At 40.9% G+C, this 2,656-nt stretch carries 1 protein-coding gene; it reads left to right on the top strand.

Annotation, left to right across the window (positions count from 1 at the left end):
- On the top strand, positions 1 to 2,573 hold a 2,573-nt coding region (locus QZ135_RS24860), incomplete at its 5' end, for a leucine-rich repeat domain-containing protein (RefSeq protein WP_294615805.1).
- Positions 2,574 to 2,656 lie beyond the last annotated feature (83 nt).

Here is a 2,656-nt window from a genome sequence, read left to right on the forward strand (position 1 = left end):
CTCTGGCTGAACTGAACAATGCCGTAACTGAATACCGTAGTACAGGTTATGAGTACTGGATTGCCCAAAGTGGTGATGCTAATCAGTACAATCTCTACTATTATGAAGCTGCCGAAGGAAAGTTCATATCCTCCGACATCGGTAATGGTGCGATAAATCTGAGAACACAGTTATCTGCATATCTTCCATCAGATCTGAGTGCATTCACTGCTGACCAGTTGAATGAGAAGTTTATTTCAGCCCGCACAAGCTTATTCCATGCAACCATACCCGCTATATTCGACATTGACGATGCAGTATTCCATCACAACTTTGTGGAGTTCACCGCCGGAACCGACCAGCGCGCAAAGAATACTTATCCGTATAGCTTCTGCCAGGAAGGTAGTAAATGGAGATGGAGACTGGATGATGCCGACACGATATTCCCGATTGACAATCAGGGACAGGATCGGAAACCCTATCACTGCGAAATGCATGACTCTTATGACAACGACCAGCCAATTTGGAATGGTGAGACATCTGTCTTCTGGAATTTGTTGGAACAGGCTTTCAGTGCTGAAATTACAGCCGGAATGCGTAAGATATTCACAGCAATGGAAGCATTGTGCGGCCAGTCTTCAGGCACGCCTTATGACAAAGTTTATGCTTTCTATAAGAAGTACTTCCTTGGCATAAAAGAGTATTTCCCTGCTACGTTGGTGAATTCGGATGCCAAACGATATGAACTTGCAAAGATAGCATACAATAATGGCTCTTATACGAATGACACCGACCCTATCACCCAGAGTCACGGCGACTTCTACTCCGCAGAAACTGCATGGGTGAAGAAACGTATCATGTACATCATGTCGAAGTATAATTACGGCTTGTTCTCTGCTGATGGCACAGATACGATCATCGTACGTGCTGCTGGTGATCTGATAGACTACGATATAACCCCGGCTTTCGATATGTATCCGGCCATTGCAAATGGTACATCCATTGTGCAAGGAAAACGCACCAAAGCAGGAGATGTTTGTAAAATAACCATTGACCTTGGTGGTAGTGCTGACCAGCAAAATGCCATACAAGCAGCAAGTTGGTTATTAAGCATCGGAGACTGGCACAAAAAGAATGTTTCCGGTACCATGGTGGTACGCGGAAGACGATTGAACGAGCTTATACTCGGTAGTAAGAAAGACAACGTAATCATCTCTATTACAGGACTTACACTTGCAGATTGTAGTAGTATGCAGAAGCTACTTCTATCCAATATTACTACATTACAAGGTACACTCGATTTAAGCACAATTATTAACATTCGTGAGATATATGCCGACGGAACTAACTTAAGTCAGATAAAGCTTCCGAATGGTGGCGGACTTGAAATCATCGAATATCCGGCTAATAACAGATACATAACTTTCCGGAACTTCCCGATGCTGACAACAGAGGGCTTGAGAATCGGTCAATGTGCTGAAAACATAACCGACTTCCTGATTGAGAATTGCCCAAGATTAGAGCCTATGAGATTGTTATCTAACATTATAGAGGCACAACAATCACAAGGTACCGAACACGCACTAAAACATATCCGTGCAGTAGGTTTTGAGGAAGAATATTACACCGCCGACGCCCTTGATATGCTTGCAAAACTTGCTGATGGAACCTACGAAGGTTTATCAGCAGAAGGAATTGCCGGAGAAGATAAAATTCCGGTATTAGAAGGTAAGATAACTGTACACTCAAAGTTCTATCAGGACTCTGTGGATGCACTGAGGAAAGTGTTTGACAGGCTGGAACTGATAGTGGATGGAATTGCATGTGTGAGAATAGCAGACTCGGAGGTGCTGAGAATTTTAATAGATAGGTTGGACGTAGATGGAATTGGAGCAATTAGTGAAAAGTATATTGAAGATCAAATAGAGGTTACTTCTTATTGGTTTAGGGGTAATACTATAATTGAGACATTCAATGAATTTGAAAAAATGAATGTTGCTTTTAAGGATAATAATTATGATGGTCCCAACTTGTTTCGGGAATGTACCTCATTGAGAAGTATAAAATTACCTCATACGATAAGTTTTATCCCTGTTGCTTGTTTTTATGGTTGTATTAGTTTGAATAATGTTGTATTACATCAGGGGATAACAGAAATTAGAACAGAATCTTTCCGTGGATGCTCATCTTTAAAATCTTTAAAAATACCAAATACTGTTACAAAAATAAAGACAGCCGCCTTTATGGGGTCTGGTATAGAAATAATGGATTTTCCGGAAAGCGTTACTTCAATAGGCTCCTCTATATTCAATTCTTTATCAACTCTAAAGACAATGATTATCAGAGGTAACATAATAAAGGAAGATGGTACAGGCGACAGCAGTATGTTTAAGTGTTGGGAAAATTGTACTGGACTTGAATCCTTCGTTATGCTATCCGAGAAACCAATGGGATTTGGCTTCTGGATGCTTAACGGCACTACATGTAAGATATACGTGCCAGACAATTCTGTAGATGCATATAAAGCAGCTTCCGGTTGGAGTGGCTTAGCGAATCGAATACTACCACTGTCATCTTATTCAGAGGAATTATAAGGTTAGATTATATCCGGAGCACTATGAAAAGATAGATGCTCCGGAAAGAAGTTTATAATTCTACATACTGGGATAAGGGATAA

Origin of the sequence: uncultured Bacteroides sp., from assembly GCF_905207245.1 — a bacterium.
Classification (GTDB): domain Bacteria; phylum Bacteroidota; class Bacteroidia; order Bacteroidales; family Bacteroidaceae; genus Bacteroides.